The following is a 17,837-nucleotide window of genomic DNA, read 5'->3' as shown; positions in this document are numbered from 1 at the left end:
TATGCAGTTAAATCAAATTCCAAAAACTACTGTTAATATTAATGGTGAAAATCATTTGTACTTTAGTGGAACCTCTTATTTAGGAATGTCTAATTTATCAGAGTTTCACGAAATTATATTTAAAAATATTAAGAAGTGGGGGAGTTCTTTTGGTAGTTCTAGAAATGCAAACATTAAATTAGATGTTTATGAAAAAGCAGAAAGAACAATCTCTAAATTTTTAAAAAGAGAAGATTGTGTTGCTGTTTCTTCTGGAACATTAGCTGGTTTGTTAGCACTAAAAACATTAGAGAAAATTGGAACTTCTTTTTTTTACATGCCAAAAACACATCCTGCTATTTTACCCAAAAATGCTATTCCTGTTTTTGAAGAAAATAATTTAAATTCCTTACTATTAAATTCTAAAAAAGAAACAATTTGTATTGTTGTAGATGCAATTGCTACTTTAGAAACAGCTCCTTATAATTTTGATTTTTTAAAATTAATTTCAAATCAAAAAAAAGTTTACTTATTGGTTGATGAGTCTCATAGTCTTGGAGTTTTAGGAGAAAAAGGAAATGGAATTTCGGCATCAATAAATAATTCAAGTCATATAGAATTAATAGTTGTTTCTTCTTTAAATAAAGCTTTTAGTGTAAGTGGAGGTGTAATAGCAGGAAATAAAAATTTTATAAATTTAGTAAAAAAAGAATCACTTTTTATTGGTAGTGCTCCAATGAATCCTGCTTTTTTAGAAAGCTTTATAGATGCACAAGAATTATATCAAAATCAATTGAATAAATTAAAAGAAAATTGTAGTTACGTCTTTGATAAAATTAAAAATTTAGACAAATTACAAATTGATGAAAATTATCCAGTTTTTTTTGTTGATGATGAAAAGATTGCAGATAATTTACTCTCAAAAAACATTATAATAACTAGTTTTTATTACCCAACAATTATTAAGAAAGTAAATAGAATTGTTTTAAATGCAAATCATACCAAAGAACAATTAGATTTTTTATGTAAAAATTTACTTTCTAATTAAACCAATACTTCCTTTTTTTTCTATAAACCTTCCATTAATATCATTTAAAAGAATTCGATACCAATAGGTAGAAGAAGGTAAAAGTTTTCCTTGATACATTCCATCCCAACCTTGAGAAGTTGTGTTTAGTTGATATAATAAAACACCAAATCTATTGTAAATAGATACTTCAGCAATTGTAAATTGATTTGAAGTAAATCCATCAATTTTCCAAACATCATTTTTACCATCACCATTTGGAGTAAAAAATTTTGGAAAGGCTAAGATTGAAAATTGATAAGGTGTTGTACCACAACCATTTTTATCTTTCACAAATAATGTGTGTAGTCCTGTTTCTATTTTTTCAAAAAGTTTTGCTTCCTTGTAAACACCAAATTCGTCATCTAAAGCAAATTCATAATCTCCAGTTCCTAAATTATCACTAATAATTTGAATTGAGTTATTATCAGAATCATCAATTAAAACTACATCATCAATATTTATAGTAGCTATACTAGAGTTTTTAACTTCAATAAGTTTTTCTGCAGATTCACAACCAGCATCAGAAATAGCTTTTACAGTATAGTTTCCAGAAGTTAGAACTTCTTTAGAAAAAGTAGAACCAGCTATTTCAGTGTTTTCCTTTTTCCAAACATACGTGTAATTTCCTAAAGCATTTTCAGTTTCTAGGGTAACACTTCCAATGTCTTCACATAAATAATAAGTGCTTTTTACTAAGTCAAATTCAGGAATTGTACTATCTACAATAGCTTTTACTTCAGTTCTTGCTAAAGAAGAACAATTATTAACTACAGCTTCTACAAAATAAGACGTAGTTGTATTTAGAATTGGAGTTTCAAAATTATTTCCTGTAAAAATAGGTGTAATACTTGTGTTTGATGCATACCAATTTACACTTCCTTGAGAAGAGATTGCACTTAGATTAGCTTTTCCTGAACAAATTAAATCTTCAGAAATATTTGTTATAGTAGGCCTTTGGTTTACAGTAATGTTAATTGCAGTTCTTTTAGAAGTAGTACAACCATTTACAGACACAGCAGCATAATATGTTTTATTTGTAGTTAAAATTGGAGTTGTAAAATTATTACCTGTTGTTGCTAATGGAGTTCCTCCTGTTAAATTTTCGAACCACAAAATAGTTCCTTCATTTGCTGTTGCAGAAATTGTAACAGTTCCAGATTCACAGATGGTACCATTAGTTGTTGATTGTATTTCTGGAATATAAATTTTAGTACTAGCAACAATATTTAATTGAGGGTCTCCAGGAGCTCCATACTCTACAATATAACCTTGAGGGTAATAATCATTACCAGGAGGAACCCCACTAATATTGGGTAAATCATTCCATTTGCCAGGAACACCTAAATTAGGATGAGTTATATGTGCATAATGCTCATTTCCACCAAAATTATTAGGTTCACTTCCTGTTGTATGCCAATTAGCATATTCTCCAGCAGGAGAACTACCATTTCCTGATCCGTTCCAAAAAACTGTACCAGCTTCTGGTCCTGTTACCCATTTCCAAACACCTTCAGATTCTTCATCAGAACCACCAATCCAACCAGCTCCAGAAGCTTGTTCTCCAGCAAAATCTGCTTCTTCTTGGTTTGTTAATGTAGCTAAATAACCTTGTCTACCATAATAAGTTCTATTTTCGGCTGCAACTTTTGCATCTTTCCAAGTAATACCAGAAAGTGAAACAAATTCATAAAAATGATCTGTAGATGGTAAATAAAGAGCATCATCAACAGTTAATGAAAAGGATTTTTCTGAATTAATATTATTAGAAGTTGTTGTAAAAACGACATCTTTTACGGCATTTTCTAAATCTGTTAATAATATATTACTGTTTCCTAGAGAAGGAGAAAGAGTTAATTTTCCTTCTAATGTATTCCAGTTTGTAGAAATATTTGGATGAGAACCTGTTAATGATAATAGATCAAAATTTACTTGATAACCAGATGAAATTTGTATAAAAAAAGCATCTATTGTAGTATTGTCTGCATCAGTAATTGTAAAATCTGTTACAATATTTATAGAACTTCCAGGGCAAAATGCTTGATTGCCAATAGCTGTTAAAACAGGAGGTTCATCTGTTTGAGCAGAAAGAAAAGTAGGCATCATTAAAAATAAAGCCATTAAAAAACGATAAATTGAAAGTTGGTAATTGTACATTTGTTAAAATAACTTCTTATAGTTTCACTATTTTTGTAATTGATGGACAATTTACCATTTCAATTTTAAAAACACTATAACAAAAAGATCAAATATGGCTACAAATATTGTAAAAACCACTTGGAAAGAAAATATGCAATTCGAATCTGATAATCCTAGTGGATTAAATCTTTTTATGGATGCAGGCGAAGAGAGTGGAGGAAAAGGTGAAGGTTTTAGGCCAAAAGCATTAATGTTATCTTCTTTAGCAGGATGTTCTGGTTTAGATGTAGTTTCCTTATTAAAGAAAACTCGTGCAGAAGTAGCAGATTTTAAAATTGAAATTACTGCAGAATTAACAGATGAACACCCAAAATTTTATAACAAGGTAAAAGTAGATTATCATTTTTATGATGCAGAATTACAACCTAATAAAATTCAAAAAGCTGTAAACTTATCTGTAACTAAATACTGTGGTGTTATGGAAATGTTTCGTCAGTTTGCAGAAGTTGAAACTGAAATTTTCTTACACGAATTGTAAAATTTTGTAAATTCTTTTACATTTTTTGTACCTTAACTTCAAAAAGTAACTTGCTATGAGATGGACGTTAAAGTCAGCACCAGAAAAAGAAAAAGTACAAAAATTAGCAAAAGAACTTCAAATTAATTCAACAATAGCTTCAATTCTTTGTCAAAGAGGAATTGAAACTTTTGATGCTGCAAAAAAATTTTTTAGACCCAGTTTAGACGATATTCATGATCCTTTTTTACTAAAAGATATGAATTTGGCAGTTGATAGAATAGAAACTGCAATTTCAAATAACGAAAACATTTTAATTTATGGAGATTATGATGTAGATGGTACAACAGCTGTTTCTTTAGTGTCTTCTTATTTAAAAACTATTTATCCAAATGTAGCCACTTACATACCTGATAGGTATGCAGAAGGTTATGGTGTTTCTTATATGGGTATCGATTTTGCCCAAGACAATGATTTTTCTTTAATAATTGCATTAGATTGTGGTATAAAAGCTATTGACAAAGTAGCCTATGCTAAAGAAAAAAACATCGATTTTATTATTTGTGATCATCATAAACCAGGAGAGGAAATTCCGAAAGCAGTTGCAGTTTTAAATGCAAAAAGAGAAGATTGTAGCTATCCTTTTGATGAGCTTTGTGGTTGTGGAGTAGGTTTTAAATTGATACAAGCTTTAGGTGTTTCTAGAAACCAAACCATTGAAGATTTCTTACCATATTTAGATTTGGTAGCCACTGCAATTGCTGCAGATATTGTACCTATGAATGGTGAAAATAGAGTTTTGGCTTTTTATGGTTTGCAAGTTATCAACCAAAGTCCCAGAAATGGAATAAAAGCACTTATTCATCAATCTAAAAAAACTGAATTAACTATTACTGACGTAGTTTTTACAATTGCACCAAGAATTAATGCTGCAGGTAGAATGAAACATGGTAATTATGCAGTAGAACTCTTAACAGAAATGGATTTTGATTCAGCTATTGAATTTGCAGCTTCAATAGAAATTTTTAATGCAGATAGAAAAGATTTAGATAAGAAAATTACAGATGAGGCTTTAATACAGATAATTGATAATGAAGAAGAAAATAGGTTTACATCAGTTGTTTTTCAAGAAGATTGGCATAAAGGAGTCATAGGTATTGTTGCTTCTAGATTGATAGAAAAATATTACAGACCTACTTTAGTTTTTACAAAAAGTGGTGATAAATTAGCTGCATCTGCACGTTCTGTTAAAGGTTTTGATGTGTACAATGCTTTGCATGAATGTTCAGCATTTATAGAACAATTTGGTGGACATAAATATGCTGCTGGTTTAACTTTACTGACAGAGAATTATGAGAAGTTTAAACAAAAATTTGAAGAGGTTGTAAAAAATACCATAGATAAAGAATTGCTAATTCCTGAAGTATCTATAGATGCTGAGATAGATTTTTTAGAAGTTACACCTAAATTTTTTAGAATTATACAGCAAATGGCACCTTTTGGTCCACAAAATATGAGACCTGTTTTTAAAACAAGTTGTGTTAGAGATAATGGTTATGGTAAGCAAGTTGGTGCAGACAAAACACATTTAAAATTAAATGTTTTTCAAGGTGATAATAAACAAACTTTTAATTCTATTGGTTTTGGTTTAGGAGATAAAATTGAACATGTACAAAACGATTTTGATGTTGTTTATTCGTTAGATGAAAATGAGTGGAATGGAAGAAAATCGATTCAATTGTTGTTAAAGGATTTGAAGTAATTTCCTGTCATTGCGAGTTTACGAAGCAATCTTTTTTATTAAAGAAATTACTTCGTCATTTTTTCTCTTAATGATAAAAAAACTAAACATGCTGGTCAATCAAAATCATATTTCCATCTGGGTCTATAACTACAAAATTTGCAGGTCCAGTAGTAGTTTCATCTGTTTCTGTTTCTAGTTTTACTCCTTCACTTTTTAGGTGTTTCTGAATTGTTCTTACATCATTAAACTCTTCTATTTTGTTAGCGTTTTCATCCCAACCAGGGTTAAAAGTCATAATGTTGTTTTCAAACATTCCTTGAAACAAGCCAATTAATGCATTTCCATTTTTCATGATGAGGTAATTTTTTTCTATTTCTCCTGCAAAAACAGTGAAACCTAATTTTTGGTAAAATGCTTTTGATTTATGAATGTCTTTTACTGCTAAACTGTTAGAAAATGCACCTAATTTCATGTTGGTAGTTTTAAATTGATGTTTTAAAGTTAAGAAATTATTTTTGTTTTTGTTTTTTTCTGAAAGTTGACAAATAAGTTTAGCCCTGATTGAGCGGTTTGTTTGAGCTCTTTTTGAAGAATGAAAAAAAGCGAGAAGCGAAAGCAGGAAATAGCTTCATAATTTTTTAACCTATTTTTAAATAAAAAACCCACTCCTAAAATAGAAGTGGGAAAATTGCTATGAAAAAGAAATGATAAGAAATTCTTATCATATTACTTTAGACGTGAATTTTTTAAAAACCTTGCAAATTATTTTACAATTAATTTTCTAAAGACAATAAAACCATTCTTAATTCCATATAAGTAAATGATTTATCTACTTTTTCTTTGAGTTCTGTTAGGTTTTTAAATTCTACTTCTTCTATTTGATTGATGAGTTTTTTATACTTTTTTAGCGGAATTAATTCTAAAATATCTACATCTCCAGTTGGAATGTAACTTGCCAAATGACTTTCTATGGTACCTGTTGTTAAACTGCGTTCTTTGGCAATTTCTTTTATTGAAAGACCAGATTTAAAGAGTTCTAAAGTAATTTGTTTTGTAGGTTTTTTGTCTTCCTTTTTTTGTTCGTTAAATTTATTAATTCCGTTTTCTTTGCAATATTGTTCTATTACTTGTAAGATTTCTTCACCATATTTTTGAACACGAATTTTACCCATTCCTTTTACTTTTAGCATTTCTTTTTCAGAACGAGGTAAGGCATCACAAAGTGCGTACAAGGTTTCTTGTGTAAAAATTTGAAACGCAGGTATGTTTTCTGCAATTCTAATTTCATCACGTAATTCGCGTAATTTTAAAGCTAATAAAGGGTCTTTTCTGGTAGATAATTTCTTTTTCTTTTTTGGTTCTGTTTTTTGTAAAACAGCATTTGCTCTGGTTTGTAAATAAGATTTTACTTTAAAACCCTCTGTCATTTTATTTAAAGCAAAGGTTTTTTCTTCTAAGCGTTCTTGTAAAGTATCATATTGTTTAGAAAAATCTTTTTTTACTGTTTTATTATCTGAAGAAAAAGAAACTTTAGATAATGGTTGTACAATGTTTGTAATGGTTTGAGATAAAAAATAATCTACCGCTTTTGTAAAACGTTCTTGTATTTGAGAACTGTTTTCTGGGAGGATATTATCTTCAGAAATTTTATTTAACTGATTTTTAAATCCGTTAGAAACTTTCATTAAGGCAATAACTCCATCATCTTTTATGGTTTGTAAATGATCTATAACATCACCTTTTATACTTGTTTTATTTTTATAAAAAATGTCAATCATTCTAGAAGTTGGGTACAAAAGTGATTGAAAATCGAATAATTCTGCAATTAAATTTAGTTGAAATTCTTTTTCAGATTCGGTTAAAATACTTTCATCTGGATGATTTTCTTCTACACTTTCATTAAAAACACTTACAGTTTGGTCGTTAATAATTGCACTATTTGTAATGGGCGTTTTTAGAACCAAACCTTCTAAAGAAGTACATCTACTTAAAGCAACATAAGTTTGTCCGTGAGCAAATGACGCTTCTGCATCTATAATAGCTTTTTCAAAAGTTAAACCCTGACTTTTATGAATAGTAATTGCCCATGCTAATCTTAAAGGAATTTGCGAAAAAGAACCAATTACATCTTCTTTAATTTCTTTGGTTTCATCATTAATAGAATAATTTACATTGTCCCAATTTTCTCTTTCTGTAATGATTTCGTCAATTTCATTTGCACATTGTACAGTAACATTTTCTCTAGAAATATCTGTTACTATTCCTATTTTTCCGTTAAAATATCTTTTTTCTGGTGATGAGTCATTTTTGATAAACATTACTTGAGCGCCTACTTTTAATTCTAACTTTTCATCATTTGGAAATGCATTTTCATTGAATTTTCCAGAAACTTCTGCCTCAAAAAAGTAGCTTCTGTTTTTGAGTTTATTCAATTCAGAATCATTGATCAGATTCGCTCTTTTATTATGAGTAGTTAGTGTTATATAACCATCGTCTTTAGTAGGAGAGAAGGTAGGATTGTAACGTTTATTTAAAATTTTAGCAGAAGCATCAGACAAGTTATCGTTTCTTATTTCATTTAAAACAGTAATAAAATCTTCGTTTTTTTGACGATAAATATGTTTTAATTCTATTGAAACTACGTTTGCTTCTTGAAATGCTTTTGAACTGAAGAAGTACATGGTGTCATAGTAACTTCTTAGTAAACTCCATTCGTTAGGTTTTACAACTGGAGCCAATTGTTGTAAATCTCCAATCATTAAAACTTGTGCGCCACCAAAAACTTTGTTTCTATTTTTATAACGTCTCATTACTTGATCTATGCCATCTAACAAATCTGCACGAACCATAGAAATTTCGTCTATAATTACTAAATCTAACGATTTTATAATATCAATTTTAGTTTTAGAAAACTTACGTTGCTGATTTGTGTTTGCTATTTGATTTGGTAAAATAGGACCAAAAGGCATTTGAAAAAACGAGTGAATAGTAACACCTTTAGCATTAATTGCAGCTACACCTGTAGGTGCTACAATAACCATTCTTTTTAAGGATTCGTTTTTAATTTTATGTAAAAACGTAGTTTTACCTGTCCCTGCTTTTCCTGTAATAAACAGATTTCTATCTGTTTTATTTATAAAATTAAAGGCAAGTTCTAATTCAGGATTTTTTGGCATTTTACTTTTTAATGCAAGTTAAATAATTAAAAATTATTTGTCAGAAAATACAATAAATATATGATAGTTTTATATAAGTTCACAAACGTGTTTGAGTTATGGAAAGTTGCTACTTTTGAGCTCTATGATTTTCCAGAGGAAAATCAGAAGCAATGAACTATACACGTTGTAAGCCTTTGTTCGAACTATTACTTGAATTTATCCATTTCCGTAACCTAACCAATTCACTAGTAGTTGGTTAAAAGTAAAAATCACAAGAATTATTAATAAAACATAAGAATATTTAACAATCTGTTCTTTAATGGATGTTTTCACTATTCTGTCAAATTTAGTAAGAGTTTTAATTACTTTCATAATGTTCTCTTTGTTAATCCATAGAATTATAAGTAACATAATAAAATATATAATTGCGCTCGCTAATGCACCATATTCATCAAGAAAGAAAATGTCGAAAATAATTACATTAACCATTATTGGAATTAGTATAAAGGTTCCTATAAGTTTCATCTTATTAAAAAGAAGCATAATTGCACCTATAAATTCGGCTATTCCAATAAATAGCATATATCCATATGAACGCCCCATAAAAACCCAAGCTAAATCAAAATCAGGAATTTGGCTGATAGGCATTGTTTCTATTTCAGTAGGTATTAAATCAGGTGTGTAGAATTGGGCGCCAAAAACTTTTCCTAATCCATATGCAGTAAGAAAAAAGAAAACATAAAGGCGACAGACGACTTCAATAGTTTCTTTAAAATTTATTCTTTTCATAGTCTATTTGATTTAATTCATATTAGACATTTATGTGTCTATTCGTTAATATATCTATGAGACTACTTTTTTTAGGAAAAGGTTACAAGTGATAATGAAGGCTAACGTTAACACTAATAGTCATCTTTTCAATGTTTTATGTTCATATTTACAGATATTAAGCTAGAATTTCAACTAAGAAAACATCCGTTTAAATATGAATTTAAGAACGCAAAATTTTCTCCATTTTTCGTCCTTTAGCCAATTCATCAATTAGCTTTTCCATTTGTCTACATTTTTTATAGACTTCAAATTCAGCTTCAATTTCTTCAATTCTATAACCACAAACCACACCTTTAATCATATCTGCATTTGGGTGAATTGTAGCTTGTTTAAAAAACTCTCTATAGGTTACTTTATCTTCTATTAATGATTGTAGTTTTTCTTCATCAAAACCTGTAAACCATTCTAATACTGTATGGAATTCTTCTTTTGTTCTTCCATTTTTTTCTAATCTATTCCAATAAAGAGGATAAATAGATGCAAAAACCATATTAGCAACCTGCTCGTTCTTTTTGGTAGTAACTTTCATTTTTAAGAATTTAAATTTACCCTAAAGTTAGCATTTTTATTCATTTTCATAATCGTGTATAAATTTAATGTGCGGACTACTTGCCATTAAATTCGGATTTGTTCCTTCAATTCCTTCAGGAATTGGTTGATTACGTGTTTTGTAATAATTTACCCAACTCTGCATTGGTTTTCCGGTTTTATCATTAAATGTCATTGGATGCGTAAGAAATGGAATATCATTTTTTAGTAAGTTTTGAGATGAAAACATTTTATAAACTAATTCTGAACAATAATAAGAATTGTCATCCCATAAAAAAATAGCATCATAGGGTGTGTTAAGTCTTTCTATTCCATATGCTATAGCTTTAGATATGTAAGGTTGATAAATGCTATCTAATCTTGCAACTGTAGTTTGTGATTTGTTGTGTTTATTTTTATTTCTGTTTAAAAATTTTAATAAGGGAGTTTTGCAAATTCCTTCTTTGGGAATTGCTTCTATTACAAACCATTTTCCTTCATCTTTCATTGCAATTCCAATATGAGAATAGTTTTTAGACAATGATGTTGCTGTAACATCTTTAATTGCATTGTCTATTTCATCTGTTCCAGTATTTTGAAAAAGTAAATCTCCTTGTTTTAATTCAAAATTATTATTTGGGTTGTTGTTACAGCTAAATAAAATCAACGAGAATAGAAAGGTAAAAGTGTGTTTTAATGTTTTATACATGATAATTTCTTTTTTGTTATCCTTTTGATAATATTACTTTTAACTTAGAAAGCAAATTACGTGTTTTTATTAATATAGTTTTTAAAATGAAATTTGTTAGCAAACAAGTTTAGCCCTGATTGAAACGACATCCTTTTTTATTTTTCATAAAAAAGATATAGTGGAAAGCAGGTAATGGCTTCAAATAAAAAATCCTAAGCAAAAGCTCAGGATTTTAATATTTATATGGCAATATTGTTGCCTACATTTCTAATGCTTTTGTTGGGTTGTTATCCATTAATAACTCAACAGGATTTTCTAAAGCCTCTTTAACGGCTACTAAGAAACCAACAGATTCTCTACCATCTACAATTCTGTGATCGTAAGATAAAGCAACATACATAATTGGTTGAATTTTAACTTCACCATTAACAGCCATTGGTCTGTTTACAATATTATGCATTCCTAAAATTCCACTTTGTGGAGGGTTAACAATAGGAGTAGACAACATAGAACCAAATACACCACCATTGGTAATTGTAAAAGTTCCACCAGTCATTTCATCTACAGTTATTTGACCATCTCTAGCTCTTAAAGCTAAACGTTTTACTTCGCTTTCTACACCTCTAAAAGATAAGTTTTCTGCATTTCTAATAACAGGTACCATTAAACCTTTTGGTCCAGAAACTGCTATAGAAATATCTTGAAAATCGTGTTTTATTTGGAAATCTCCATCTATCATAGAGTTTACATCTGGATACAGTTTTAAAGCTCTTACAACAGCTAAAGTAAAGAAAGACATAAATCCTAAACCAACACCATGTTTTGCTTTAAAATCTTCTTTAAATTGAGAACGTAAGTCAAAAATTGGTTGCATGTTTACCTCATTAAAAGTAGTTAACATGGCAGTTTCATTTTTAACAGCTACTAAACGTTGTGCAACTTTTCTACGTAACATAGACATTTTCTTACGCTCAGTTCCTCTAGATCCGTTTGCAGGTTGAGAACCCATAGATGGTACAGCTTTTACAGCATCGTCTTTGGTAATTCTACCATCTTTACCTGTTCCTTTTACAGTAGAAGCATCAATACCTTTTTCTGCCAAAACTTTTTTAGCTGCAGGAGAAGCAGTTCCAGTTGCATAGGTATCTGCTTTTGGAGCAGCAACTTCAACTTTCTTTTCTTCTTTTGGCGCTTCTGTTTTAGCAGGAGCAGCACCTTCTGGTTTTGCAGCGTCCATATCAATTAAACAAACAACTGCACCAACTTCTACAGCATCACCTTCTTCAGCTTTTAAAGTAATTATTCCACTTTCTTCAGCAGGTAATTCTAAGGTTGCTTTGTCAGAATCCACTTCAGCAATTGGTTGATCTTTTTCTACATAATCTCCATCTTCAACTAACCAAGTTGCAATTTCTACTTCTGTAATCGATTCTCCTGGTGAAGGAACTTTCATTTCTAAAACACTCATGTTTCTTTATTTTTTGTTTAATCTGAAATTCTTTATTTTATTTGGGCGTTTAAACAGGCTTTCCACTATATCTTTTTTACTTTGTCCTCGATACAAAAATACTCAAACTGACAGTAAAAAAGGATGTCGTTTCAATCCTTAACGCATTTATTCGTTACTAAAAACACTATCAATAACTGCTTGATGTCTTTTCTTAAATCTTGTACTAGAACCTGCAGCAGGAACAGCATAATATTTACGAGAACGTACATTTAATTTCACTAAATCTAAACGCTCTAACATAAAACTCCAAGCACCCATGTTTCTAGGTTCTTCTTGTGCCCAAATGTATTCTGTAACATTTGGATATTTATCTATTACTTGTTGTAATTTTTCTAAATGTAATGGAAACAATTGCTCTATTCTAACCAAAGCAACATCTTCTCTTTTGTTTTCTTCTCTTTCTGCTAATAAATCATAATAGAATTTACCCATACAGAAAACTAATTTTTTAACTCCATTTGGGTTTAAAGTATCATCTATTACTTCTTGGAATTCTCCTGTTGCTAAATCTTCTATAGAATTTACTGCTTTAGGATGACGTAATAAACTTTTTGGAGTAAATACAATTAATGGTTTTCTATACTTACGTTTCATTTGTCTACGTAATAAGTGATAGAAATTGGCAGGAGTAGTACAGTTTGCAACTGTCATATTATCTACTGCACATAATTGTAAATAACGTTCTATTCTTGCAGATGAATGCTCAGAACCTTGTCCTTCATAACCATGAGGTAATAAAACTACAATTCCATTTTGCATTTTCCATTTATCTTCTGCAGCAGAAATATATTGGTCAAACATAATTTGTGCACCATTAGAGAAATCTCCAAATTGTGCTTCCCAAATTGTTAATGTGTTAGGATTTGCCATGGCATAACCATAATCAAAACCAAGAACACCATATTCAGATAATAACGAGTTGTAAATCGTCATTACTCCTTTATTGTTTGGATTTGTATTTAATAAGTTAATTCTTTCTTCAGAAACTTCATCACGTAAAATGGCATGTCTATGAGAAAAAGTTCCTCTTTCTACATCTTGCCCAGAAATACGAACATTATATCCTTCTTCCATTAAAGAACCATAAGCAAGGTTTTCTGCCATTCCCCAATCTAAAAGATTAGTTTCAAAAGCCATTTTTGATCTTCCTTTTAAAATTCTTTCTGCTTTTCTAACAAATTTTACATTTTCTGGAACAGTAGAAACAACTTTTGCAATATTCTTTAATTTTTCAATATCATATTTTGTGTCTTCAGCAAGTAACATTGTATCTAACTTCTGACGTTCAAAACCTTTCCAAGTAGATTCCATAAACTCTCTAACCTTAGAAGTTTCTACTTTTTTAGCTTCATCAAATTCAGTTTCAAGCATTTGTTTAAACTCAGAAGTAATTTCATTTAAAAAAGTACTATCTATAGAACCTTCTTGTAATAAAACTGAAGAATAAATTTCTTTTGGATTTTGATGTTTTGCTATAGCTTTGTATAATTTAGGCTGTGTAAAACGAGGTTCATCACCTTCATTATGACCGTATTTTCTATAACCTAATAAATCTATAAAAACATCAGATTGGAAACGCATTCTAAATTCTAAAGCCATTTCCATTGCATGACATACAGCTTCAGTATCATCTGCATTTACGTGTAAAACAGGAGATAAAGTTACTTTTGCTACATCTGTACAATAGGTACTAGAACGTGCATCTAAATAATTGGTTGTAAATCCAATTTGATTATTAACTACTATATGTATTGTTCCTCCAGTTTTATAACCATTTAATTTGGCCATTTGAGTAACCTCATAAGCAATACCTTGTCCTGCTATTGCAGCATCTCCATGAATAACAATAGGTAATATTTTACCTGAATCTCCATTGTATTTTCTATCTATTTTAGCTCTAGTAATACCTTCTGCAACAGAAGCAACCGTTTCTAAGTGAGAAGGATTTGGAACTAAGTTCATTTTAATTTCATTACCATCTCTATAGGTTTTACTTAATGTTAAACCTAAATGGTATTTAACATCACCATCTATACTTTCATCTTCAAAATCTTTTCCTTCAAATTCACTAAAAAGATCTCTAACAGGTTTTTTAAAGATATTTACTAATGTATTTAAACGACCTCTATGAGCCATACCTAATACACATTCTTTAACACCAAATTTTTCTGCAGCATCTCTAAGCATTACTGCTATACCTGGTATTAAAGTTTCACCACCTTCTAAAGAAAAACGTTTTTGACCAACATATTTAGTTTGTAAAAAACTTTCAAAAGTTACAGCCTGATTTAATTTACCTAAAATGTATTTTTTAGCCTCTGGTGTATAATTAGGGTGGTTATCATTTTGATTAATTCTATTTTGCCACCATTTTAATTTTTCTGGGCTTCGCATATACATATACTCTACACCAATAGAATCACAATAAATGCGTTTTAAATGCGTAATTATCTTAGATAATTTTACTTTTCCAAGTCCTAAAACTTCACCAGCAGAAAACTCTATATCTAAATCGTTTTCGTTTAAGCCGAAATTTTCGATATCTAAAGTAGGTTGATACTGTCTTCTATCTCTTACAGGATTTGTTTTTGTAAATAAATGTCCACGAGTTCTATATCCATTTATAAGATCAACTACTAAAAACTCTTTATGAACTTCTTCAGGAATTTCTAAAGAATCATCATCTTTTAAAGAATAATTTTCATTTGCTAAATCATACCCTTGAAAAAAGCTTCTCCAACTTGGTTCTATTGCATCTGGGTTCACCAAATATTTATCATATAAGTCAGCTATAAAGCCTGTATGTGCTGCGTTTAAAAACGAAAATTTATCCATAGTATTGTTTATGCTTTTTTAATAAGCTATCGAGATGAACAAAAATACGATATTTGTCATAAAACGTTATTTATTTGGCTAGTTTTATACAAAATTTTTTTTTTTGTTTTTTTTTAATATTTTTTCGAAAAGTGTTTGTGTATATTCTAAAAAGGTATATATTTGCACTCGCAAAACACAAATATTGTGATGCAAACTCCTCCTTAGCTCAGTTGGTTAGAGCATCTGACTGTTAATCAGAGGGTCCTTGGTTCGAGTCCAAGAGGGGGAGCAAAAAGCCTTATCATTTATGATAAGGCTTTTTTTATGCTTTAATATTTTTTATGAAAAATTAAAAGTGTTGACTTGTAAGTGTTTAGAATAAAAAAACCTCTTTGTAATATTACAAAGAGGTTTATAGTCCTAATTTATGTATTATTTATTAGATACCTAATGCTTGTCCACCACCAATTTGGATAGTTTCTGCAGTAATAAATGCAGCATCTTTACTAGCTAAGAAAGAAACAACAGAAGCTACTTCTTCAGGTTGTCCTAATCTACCTAACATAATGTTGTTAGCCCAAGAAGCAAAAACTTCTGGTTTTGTTGCTTTAATTTGAGCATGGAAAGGAGTATCAATAGTACCAGGAGATACTGCATTAACTCTAATTCCATATTCAGCTAAATCTTTAGCTAATGCTCTAGTAATTGCATGTACACCAGCTTTAGAAGTTCCATAAACTCCTGCACCAGGTCCACCAGCATTCCATCCAGCATTAGATGTATAGTTAATAATAGTTGGGTTTTCTCCTTTCTTTAAGAAAGGGATAGCAGCTCTTGAAGCAAAAAATACAGAATCAAGATTTAAAGCCATAACAAATCTATAAAATTCTGTTGTCATTTCTTCAAAACGAGATCTACCACCTAATCCTCCTGCATTGTTTACAAGAACATCAATTTTTCCATATTTTTCACCAATTGCAGTAATGTTAGAAGTTACAGCATCATCACTAGTAACATCAAAACCAATATATTCTGCAGTAATACCTTCAGCTTCTAGTTCTTCAACTCTTTTAGCTCCTTGATCATCTTCAATACCGTTTAAAACTACAGTATATCCATCTTGCCCTAATCTTTTTGCCACTTGGAATCCAATTCCACCAGTAGCACCTGTTATAACAGCTACTTTTTTACTCATTTTGTTGTTTATTTATTTTGTTGTTTTTATATTTTTATTAATCTTCTACAGATTTTATGTCTTTAGCAAAGTAATAGATTGCACCTACACCTAATGGTACAAAAATTGCAATTGCGATAAATATTGGTGTATAAGATACTTTTGCTACAATTGGTATAATGAAGTTCATTATAATTACTGAAAATACACCTACCATACCAGCAAGTCCAGCTAAAGAACCTACAGATTTACCACTGAAAAAGTCACTTGGCATTGTTTGTACATTACTAATTGCAAATTGGAAACCAAATAATACAAAGAATACAACAGCAACAAACACTTCTGCAGAATCAGCAAATAATACTGTTGCTATTAAACCAGCTAACATTATTATACCTCCAATTAAAATTGTAGTCTTTCTTCCTTTGTTAATTGAGTTTGTTTTAGCTATTATTTTTCCTGAAACATATCCTCCAGCAATACTACCAATTGCAGCACCTACATAAGGTACCCAAGCAAACATACCAACCTCTTTTACATTGAAACCATATACGTCAAATAAGTAAATTGGCATCCAACCTACAAATAACCACCAAATTGGCTCTAAGAAGAAACGTCCAATTACAACAGACCAAGATTCTTTGTAAGAAAGAATTTCTTTTAAAGTTTTTCCTTTTGTATCATCTGTTGCATTTTGATCTGCTAAACTTTGACCTTCAATTATATATTTTTGCTCTTCTTCTGTAATCCAAGGGTGTTTTTTTGGTCCTGCTTTGTTAATTAATAACCAAGGAATAATCCAAAAAATACCAAAAGAACCAACTACCATAAAAGTAGTTCTCCAACCAAAAGCAACGAATAAAGCTGCAATAAATGGTGGAGCAATTACAGAACCAATAGAGGCCCCTGCGTTAAATAATCCTTGTGCAATTGCACGTTCTTTAATAGGAAACCATTCTGCATTACTTTTTACACCCCCAGGCCAGTTACCTGCTTCAGATAAACCTAAAGTTGTTCTAAAAAATGCTAAAGAAAAGAAACCTCTAATTGTAGAGTGTAAAAATGAAGATAAACCCCATACCCCAATACTAATTACATAACCAACTCTTGTACCAACTTTGTCAAATAATTTTCCTGAGAAAAGTTGACCTAATGCATAGGCTACCATAAATATATTTAAAATGTAACTATAATGATCTTTAGTCAATTCTAATGATTGTGCTATTGAACCATCTACATTTTCATTACCCCACATTATGGCTAATGCACTTCTGTCAATATAGTTTATTACTGTGGCTAGAAATATAAGTCCAATAATAAACCACCTTAATCCTTTTACTTTCATTCTATTTGGTTTTAGATGTTTAATTTTACTTTTTAATTTGAATAATCAATTCTAAACATAAGATTTTATTTTAATATGTTTAAATAAATTGGTTTACCAAATTGGTTTACCAAAGATATGTTTTTTTCTGAAATAAATAGGTAGAATGTTAATATTTTATAAAAGCCTGTTAATAGGTTAGGTAGTTTTATATTAACACTGAATAAATTGTATTAATTTAAGGGAAGAAATATTGAAAATATTTCCATTTAAAAGACAAATAGTAAAAATATTATTAGGGAGGAGTTAAAAAGTAATAATTTTGAATAAATTACTTTAGAGGTTTTTGTTTTCAATTA

At 29.8% G+C, this 17,837-nt stretch carries 13 protein-coding genes and 1 tRNA gene; 4 read left to right on the top strand and 10 right to left on the bottom strand.

Translation table 11 applies throughout. The features are described from left to right. Position 1 precedes the first annotated feature (1 nt). Positions 2 to 1,027, top strand: coding sequence for an aminotransferase class I/II-fold pyridoxal phosphate-dependent enzyme (locus tag MPF13_RS08925; RefSeq protein WP_249982152.1), 1,026 nt, complete (start codon positions 2 to 4; stop codon positions 1,025 to 1,027). Here MPF13_RS08925 and MPF13_RS08920 read toward each other — a convergent pair. Further along, the gene (locus tag MPF13_RS08920; protein WP_249982151.1) at positions 1,013 to 3,202 is read right to left on the bottom strand and encodes an Ig-like domain-containing protein; all 2,190 of its coding nucleotides are present in this window, start codon (positions 3,200 to 3,202) and stop codon (positions 1,013 to 1,015) included. The genes MPF13_RS08925 and MPF13_RS08920 overlap by 15 nt on opposite strands. A gap of 94 nt (positions 3,203 to 3,296) precedes the next feature. On the opposite strand from MPF13_RS08920, the gene MPF13_RS08915 reads away from it, so the two are divergent. Continuing rightward, the gene (locus tag MPF13_RS08915; RefSeq protein WP_249982150.1) at positions 3,297 to 3,722 is read left to right on the top strand and encodes an OsmC family protein; all 426 of its coding nucleotides are present in this window, start codon (positions 3,297 to 3,299) and stop codon (positions 3,720 to 3,722) included. Positions 3,723 to 3,777: 55 nt separating this feature from the next. Continuing rightward, positions 3,778 to 5,463 (top strand): single-stranded-DNA-specific exonuclease RecJ, encoded by a 1,686-nt coding sequence (gene recJ / locus MPF13_RS08910; RefSeq protein WP_249982149.1) that lies wholly within the window; start codon positions 3,778 to 3,780, stop codon positions 5,461 to 5,463. A gap of 82 nt (positions 5,464 to 5,545) precedes the next feature. Here recJ and MPF13_RS08905 read toward each other — a convergent pair whose 3' ends face one another. From MPF13_RS08905 to MPF13_RS08875, 7 genes are all read right to left on the bottom strand, one after another. After that, positions 5,546 to 5,917, bottom strand: coding sequence for a VOC family protein (locus MPF13_RS08905; protein WP_249982148.1), 372 nt, complete (start codon positions 5,915 to 5,917; stop codon positions 5,546 to 5,548). Between the two features lie 301 nt (positions 5,918 to 6,218). Beyond that, positions 6,219 to 8,621: a helix-turn-helix domain-containing protein gene (locus MPF13_RS08900; RefSeq protein WP_249982147.1), complete on the bottom strand. Its 2,403-nt coding sequence runs from the start codon at positions 8,619 to 8,621 to the stop codon at positions 6,219 to 6,221. Between the two features lie 198 nt (positions 8,622 to 8,819). Beyond that, complete coding sequence (locus tag MPF13_RS08895; RefSeq protein WP_249982146.1) at positions 8,820 to 9,392, bottom strand: hypothetical protein; 573 nt, start codon at positions 9,390 to 9,392, stop codon at positions 8,820 to 8,822. A 202-nt stretch (positions 9,393 to 9,594) separates the two neighbouring features. Beyond that, a complete protein-coding gene (locus MPF13_RS08890) occupies positions 9,595 to 9,963 on the bottom strand; it encodes a DUF2200 domain-containing protein (RefSeq protein ID WP_249982145.1) in 369 nt (122 codons plus the stop codon). A 36-nt stretch (positions 9,964 to 9,999) separates the two neighbouring features. Continuing rightward, positions 10,000 to 10,671 carry a YiiX/YebB-like N1pC/P60 family cysteine hydrolase gene (locus MPF13_RS08885; protein ID WP_249982144.1) on the bottom strand — a complete coding sequence of 224 codons (672 nt, stop codon included), beginning with the start codon at positions 10,669 to 10,671 and terminating at the stop codon, positions 10,000 to 10,002. 241 nt (positions 10,672 to 10,912) lie between these two features. Beyond that, positions 10,913 to 12,121: a 2-oxoglutarate dehydrogenase complex dihydrolipoyllysine-residue succinyltransferase gene (gene odhB, locus MPF13_RS08880; RefSeq protein ID WP_249982143.1), complete on the bottom strand. Its 1,209-nt coding sequence runs from the start codon at positions 12,119 to 12,121 to the stop codon at positions 10,913 to 10,915. A 147-nt stretch (positions 12,122 to 12,268) separates the two neighbouring features. Further along, a complete protein-coding gene (locus MPF13_RS08875) occupies positions 12,269 to 14,998 on the bottom strand; it encodes a 2-oxoglutarate dehydrogenase E1 component (protein WP_249982142.1) in 2,730 nt (909 codons plus the stop codon). 197 nt (positions 14,999 to 15,195) lie between these two features. On the opposite strand from MPF13_RS08875, the gene MPF13_RS08870 reads away from it, so the two are divergent. Continuing rightward, positions 15,196 to 15,269: transfer RNA gene (locus MPF13_RS08870), tRNA-Asn, on the top strand. Between the two features lie 150 nt (positions 15,270 to 15,419). Here MPF13_RS08870 and MPF13_RS08865 read toward each other — a convergent pair. Both MPF13_RS08865 and MPF13_RS08860 read right to left on the bottom strand, forming a co-directional pair. Then, positions 15,420 to 16,175 (bottom strand): SDR family NAD(P)-dependent oxidoreductase, encoded by a 756-nt coding sequence (locus tag MPF13_RS08865; protein ID WP_249982141.1) that lies wholly within the window; start codon positions 16,173 to 16,175, stop codon positions 15,420 to 15,422. Positions 16,176 to 16,212: 37 nt separating this feature from the next. Then, the gene (locus tag MPF13_RS08860; protein WP_249982140.1) at positions 16,213 to 17,499 is read right to left on the bottom strand and encodes an MFS transporter; all 1,287 of its coding nucleotides are present in this window, start codon (positions 17,497 to 17,499) and stop codon (positions 16,213 to 16,215) included. Positions 17,500 to 17,837: the final 338 nt, after the last annotated feature.

The organism is Polaribacter sp. Z022, from assembly GCF_023555495.1.
GTDB lineage: Bacteria > Bacteroidota > Bacteroidia > Flavobacteriales > Flavobacteriaceae > Polaribacter.
This window is presented reverse-complemented; position numbering and strand designations above follow the sequence as displayed.

Coding starts and splice junctions, on each gene's coding strand:
- MPF13_RS08905 (WP_249982148.1), bottom strand. CDS start 5,917: ATGAAATTAGGTGCATTTTCTAACAGTTTAGCAGTAAAAGACATTCAT.
- MPF13_RS08860 (WP_249982140.1), bottom strand. CDS start 17,499: ATGAAAGTAAAAGGATTAAGGTGGTTTATTATTGGACTTATATTTCTA.
- MPF13_RS08925 (WP_249982152.1), top strand. CDS start 2: ATGCAGTTAAATCAAATTCCAAAAACTACTGTTAATATTAATGGTGAA.
- MPF13_RS08890 (WP_249982145.1), bottom strand. CDS start 9,963: ATGAAAGTTACTACCAAAAAGAACGAGCAGGTTGCTAATATGGTTTTT.
- recJ (WP_249982149.1), top strand. CDS start 3,778: ATGAGATGGACGTTAAAGTCAGCACCAGAAAAAGAAAAAGTACAAAAA.
- MPF13_RS08895 (WP_249982146.1), bottom strand. CDS start 9,392: ATGAAAAGAATAAATTTTAAAGAAACTATTGAAGTCGTCTGTCGCCTT.
- MPF13_RS08900 (WP_249982147.1), bottom strand. CDS start 8,621: ATGCCAAAAAATCCTGAATTAGAACTTGCCTTTAATTTTATAAATAAA.
- MPF13_RS08915 (WP_249982150.1), top strand. CDS start 3,297: ATGGCTACAAATATTGTAAAAACCACTTGGAAAGAAAATATGCAATTC.
- MPF13_RS08865 (WP_249982141.1), bottom strand. CDS start 16,175: ATGAGTAAAAAAGTAGCTGTTATAACAGGTGCTACTGGTGGAATTGGA.
- MPF13_RS08920 (WP_249982151.1), bottom strand. CDS start 3,202: ATGTACAATTACCAACTTTCAATTTATCGTTTTTTAATGGCTTTATTT.
- MPF13_RS08885 (WP_249982144.1), bottom strand. CDS start 10,671: ATGTATAAAACATTAAAACACACTTTTACCTTTCTATTCTCGTTGATT.
- MPF13_RS08875 (WP_249982142.1), bottom strand. CDS start 14,998: ATGGATAAATTTTCGTTTTTAAACGCAGCACATACAGGCTTTATAGCT.
- odhB (WP_249982143.1), bottom strand. CDS start 12,121: ATGAGTGTTTTAGAAATGAAAGTTCCTTCACCAGGAGAATCGATTACA.